The organism is Caballeronia sp. M23-90 (assembly GCF_053574605.1).
On sequence record NZ_JBSIPA010000439.1, the window covers coordinates 1 to 5,338 of the forward strand.

Here is a 5,338-nt window from a genome sequence, read left to right on the forward strand (position 1 = left end):
CAAGGAACGCAATAAGCCGGCCACGTCACGCAACGGGCTTGACTTTTTGCGGCGTTCCTCCAGCGGCCGCGCCGGTTCGCCTTCGAAGTCGATCAGGAATGCATCGCCTTGCGCCATCAGGACCTGGACAAGGAACGCAATAAGCCGGCCACGTCACGCAACGGGCTTGACTTTTTGCGGCGTTCCTCCAGCGGCCGCGCCGGTTCGCCTTCGAAGTCGATCAGGAATGCATCGCCTTGCGCCATCAGGACCTGGCCCAGGTGGAAGTCGCCGTGAATCCGGATACGCAGCGCGTTGGCGCTTTCCGGCACCAGTTTCTGCACGGCTGCGAGCAACAGATCGCGGCGATCGAGCAGGCTCTGCGCGAGTTCGCGATCATGCTCGCTGAAGTCGCGGATCTTGGCGCCGAGGATATCGAGCGCGGTGACGAGCAGCGTATGCGTGCCGTCGTTCCATGCGCGCACATCTTCCTTCGATGCCGTCTCGGGCGCGAACGCCGGATCGTCGGACGGCGATGCGAGCGCGACGTGCAGTTCGCCCAGACGACGCCCGATGATCCCCGCAATCGTCCGGTATCCCTCGATGCCTTGCATCTCCTTCTCGCGATCCATCGAATGGTCTTCGGTGTCCACTGCCAGCGCGAGTTCATCGACGGTGCGGCGCAGATAATCGAGCGCATAGTTCCAGGCATCGCCCTGGTTATCGATGAACCCCTGCAAGATGCAGAGCGTGTGCGGCACGCCTTCCGGATCGACGCGCACGACTTCGCCGAACAGCGGACCGGTGTTCGCATAGCCGAGCTTCGTCAGGTAGCGGCTCATCTCGGCTTCCGGATGGATGCCGCCAACGAGGCGCCGCACGAGCTTCAGCACGACCTGGTCGCCAATCACGAGCGAGCTGTTGCTCTGCTCGGCGGCAAGCCAACGAATCTCGGGCAGCGGTTCGCCCGGCTTGAAATTGAAGTTCAGCGCATCCAGACGTTCGGTCGGGATGAAGCGGATCTCGCTCTTTTGCACGGTCGGTACAACAGCGCGTTCCTTGAGCTTGCGCAGCACGCCATACGTAAATGTCGGGACCGCGAAGGCGTCGGTGATATGGCCCATGTTGCGGCTCTGGCGCACACGAGCCAGCGCCAATTGCATGTAGAGCGGCGACGTCGTTTCCGTGCCCCACGCAATCGTCAGCGGCAACACATAGCGTTCGGTGTGATCGCCAACATCGGCTTCCACTTCGGTGAACGCGAACCCGGCTTCGGGGATCGTGGTCAACGCGGCAAGGCGCACGCGCTTCAACGTCTGGTCCTTCGATGCAAACCAGCGCCGCTTGCTCAAGTAAGACGGCAGCACTTCGGATTCGAGCAGGCGCACATTCTCCGGCGTCGGGCCGGTCTGCCCGGCGCGAATCACCATGGTCACGAACTCGGGCAATTGCTCCGATGGCGCCTGGCTCCATGCCGGACGCTGATTGCCCGGGCAAAGCTGGAACCACAGGAAGCCATACGGCGGGAACGTCAGCAGATACGTCAACTGGCCGATGGGCGGAAACGCGGAATCGGCCGTCATTTCCAGCGGCACCGACCCGGCGTATTCGGACAGGTCGAGTTCGACGGCTTGCGGCGCACGCGAAAGATTCGCGACACACAAGATGGGCGGTTCGCCTTCGATCTCGCGGATATACGCCAGGATCTTGCGATTGTTCGGGCGCAGGAAGCGGATCGTGCCACGGCCGAATGCATGTTTCGCGCGACGCACGGCGAGCATCTTGCGCGTCCAGTTGAGCAGCGAGTGCGGATCGCGGCTTTGCGATTCCACGTTGATCGCGTCGTAACCGTAGAGCGAACCCATCACCGGCGGCAACACGAGCTGTTCCGGATCAGCGCGCGAAAACCCGCCGTTCCTGTCCGATGACCACTGCATCGGCGTACGCACGCCGTCACGATCGCCCAGGTGGATGTTGTCGCCCATGCCGAGTTCGTCGCCGTAATAGATCACGGGCGTACCGGGCATGGACAGCAGCAGCGAATTGATCAGCTCGATACGGCGGCGATCCCGTTCCATCAGCGGCGCAAGACGACGGCGAATGCCGAGGTTCAGGCGCGCGCGGCGATCGCTTGCATACGTGTTCCACAAATAATCGCGCTCCGAATCGGTCACCATTTCGAGCGTGAGTTCATCGTGATTGCGCAGGAAAATCGCCCATTGATTGGTCGGCGCGAGATCCGGCGTCTGACGCATGATGTCGGTGATCGGGAAGCGGTCCTCGCTCGCAATCGACATGTAGATGCGCGGCATCAGCGGGAAGTGGAAGGCCATGTGGCATTCGTCTTCATCGCCGAAATACTCTTTCACGTCTTCTGGCCATTGATTCGCCTCGGCCAGCAACATGCGGTTCGGATATTCCTTGTCGATGGTCGCGCGGATCGTCTTCAGGATTGCGTGCGTCTCGGGCAGGTTCTCGTTGTTCGTGCCTTCGCGTTCCACGAGATACGGCACGGCATCCAGCCGCAGACCGTCGATACCCATATCCAGCCAGAAGCGCATAACGGACAGCACTTCCTTCAGCACGGCGGGGTTGTCGAAGTTCAGGTCGGGCTGGTGGTTGAAGAACCGGTGCCAGTAGTACTGTCCCGCAACAGGATCGTGCGTCCAGTTGGACGGCTCGGAATCAATGAAGATGATCCGCGTGTCTTCGTACTTCTTGTCGGTATCCGACCAGACATAGTAATTGCGATGGTTCGAGCCGGGCTTTGCAAGCCGGGCGCGCTGGAACCACGGGTGTTGATCGGAGGTATGGTTGATGACCAGTTCCGTCACCACGCGAATGCCGCGTGCGTGCGCTTCCTGAATGAAGCGCTTGACGTCGGCGAGCGTGCCGTAATCGGGATGCACGTTGCGATAATCCGCGATGTCATAACCGTCGTCGCGTCGTGGCGATGGATAGAACGGCAGCAGCCAGATGCAATCCACGCCGAGTTCCGCGATGTAATCGAGTTTGGCCAGCAGGCCTGGAAAATCGCCGATGCCGTCGTTGTTGGCATCGAAGAAGGACTTGATGTGGATTTGATAGATGATCGCGTCTTTGTACCAGAGCGGATCGTTGCTGAGAGTCGAATTCTTGTTGCGCTTCACGTGTCGCTCCTTGAGCCGGTGAGGTGCGTCAGGCGCACTGCTACCGGCTGTGTGAGTTGTTCTGTGCCACGTCGGCCGATGCCTTCGTGATGATCGCCTGCGCGCCGTTCAAAGGCACGCAGGCGCTTTGACTTCAGGCTGTGGTGTCCTTGCGAGGCAGGCCCCACGTCGGTGCGATTCTCCAGATCGCAAACGGCCGCGTATTGGGATCGAGTTGAATGTGCTGCCGTCGGCCGCGCCATTCAAAACGTTCGCCCGTCATCTGGTCTTCCACGGCCAGCGCGTCCCACTCCTGAACCCCCCAGTCGCTCAGCGTCTTCCACGGCAGTTCAATGTCCGCGCCTTGCTCGTTGAACGGATCGAGGTTGATTGCAACCAGCACCACGTTGTCGCGTGCGGCATTGGCCTTTTCGAAGAAGAGAATGTTTTCGTTGTGGGCGGTCAGGAAGTTGACGCCGAGGTGCGAATGCAACGCCGGATTCGCCTTGCGGATACGGTTGAGCGCCGTGATCTCCCCGACGATATTCCCTGGCCGGTTCCAGTCCCACGCGCGAATCTGATACTTTTCAGAGTCCAGATATTCCTCGCTGTTCGGCAACGCGGCGGCTTCGCACAATTCGAAACCGCTGTACACGCCCCAGAGTCCCGAGAGCGTGGCCGCGAGTGCGGCACGAATCACAAACCCGGCGCGGCCCGAACGCTGTAGGAAACGCGGGTTGATATCGGGCGTATTGACGAAGAAGTTCGGACGGAAGAATTCCTTCGCGTCGGTCTGCGTCAGGTCGTGCATGTATTCCACGAAATCGCGCTTCGACTCACGCCACGTAAAGTACGTGTAGGACTGCGAGAAGCCGAGCTTGGCGAGGCGGTTCATCACGCGCGGACGCGTGAACGCTTCGGCCAGGAACATGACGTCGGGATGACGCGCACGCACGTCGCCGATCACCCATTCCCAGAACGGCATAGGTTTGGTGTGCGGGTTGTCGACGCGGAAAATCTTCACGCCCGCCGCGATCCAGAACAGGAACACGTCACGCAGCGAAAGCCACAACTCGGGTTTCGCGTCCTTCGCATAGAAGTCCGGATTCACGATGTCCTGATACTTCTTCGGCGGATTTTCGGCGTACCGCAAGGTGCCGTCAGGACGCCATGCGAACCATGTAGGGTGTTCCTTCAGCCACGGATGATCCGGCGAGCACTGCACCGCGAAATCGAGCGCGATTTCCAGGCCGTGCGCACGCGCTGCATCGAGCATGCGCTTGAAGTCATCCAGATTGCCGAGTTCCGGATGCACCGCGTCGTGACCGCCTTGCTTGCCGCCGATGGCGTAGGGGCTGCCCACATCGCCGGGCTGGGCCGTGAGCGTATTGTTCTTGCCTTTGCGGTTCGCAATGCCAATCGGGTTGATCGGCGGGAAGTACAGCACGTCAAAGCCCATCTCGCGGATGCGCGGCATCTTGCCGATTACATCGATAAACGTGCCGTGACGGTTTTCATCGTCGCTCATGGAGCGCGGGAAGATCTCGTACCAGCTTGCAAAGCGCGCGGCGGCGCGTTCGGCGTCGATCCGGTACGTCACCGGATCGCGCGACAGGAACGGACGATGCCGCGCCGCTTCGATGGCCTGCGCCGTTTCCGGCGACAAAGCCAGCGCGAGACGTGTCTCGCCATCGGCTTTCGCGAACTGCTTGACGATGCCTTCCAGCGGTTCCGTTTGCGACCCTTCAGTTGTCTTCACTTCGGCGAGGATCAACGCGAACAGGTGCCGCAACTCCTCGAGTTCCAGTTCGACGGTCTGCTCGGCCTTGAGCTTTTTCTGCATGTGATCGATGAGCGATGCAAAGTCGTCGCGCCACGCAATCACCGTGAATTCATGCCGGCCGAGCCGGTCGAGCGGAATGCTGGTCGTCCACAAGTCGTTGCCAAGCGGAATGACCGGAAGCATCTTGGCTTCGTGCCAGTCGGTTTCATCGGCGGCGCGCCACTGCACGGCAGCCGCGATCTTGTCGTGCCCTTCCGCGAAGATAGCAGCCGTGATTTCGGCGGCTTCGCCCACAATCCGCTTCGCCGGGAAGCGCCCGTGATCCACCGACGGCTCCACGCTTTCGATCATCACGCGCGGGGCGACCAGCGCCTCGTTCACCGATTTTTTATCGGCGGATTTCGCGCCGCGTTTGACCTGGGGCTGCGCGAGCAGGATCGGCGGCTCA

The 5,338-nt window shown here is 60.9% G+C and carries 1 protein-coding gene and 1 pseudogene; both read right to left on the bottom strand.

The genetic code is table 11. The features are described 5' to 3' along the window. Positions 1-125: 125 nt before the first annotated feature. Positions 126-3,128, bottom strand: a pseudogene (gene treS / locus ACRXB1_RS29305) (maltose alpha-D-glucosyltransferase); the annotation flags it as partial. Between the two features lie 133 nt (positions 3,129-3,261). Continuing rightward, positions 3,262-5,338, bottom strand: a 2,077-nt coding sequence (locus tag ACRXB1_RS29310; protein WP_449494018.1) for an alpha-1,4-glucan--maltose-1-phosphate maltosyltransferase, incomplete at its 5' end; no start/stop codon positions are given.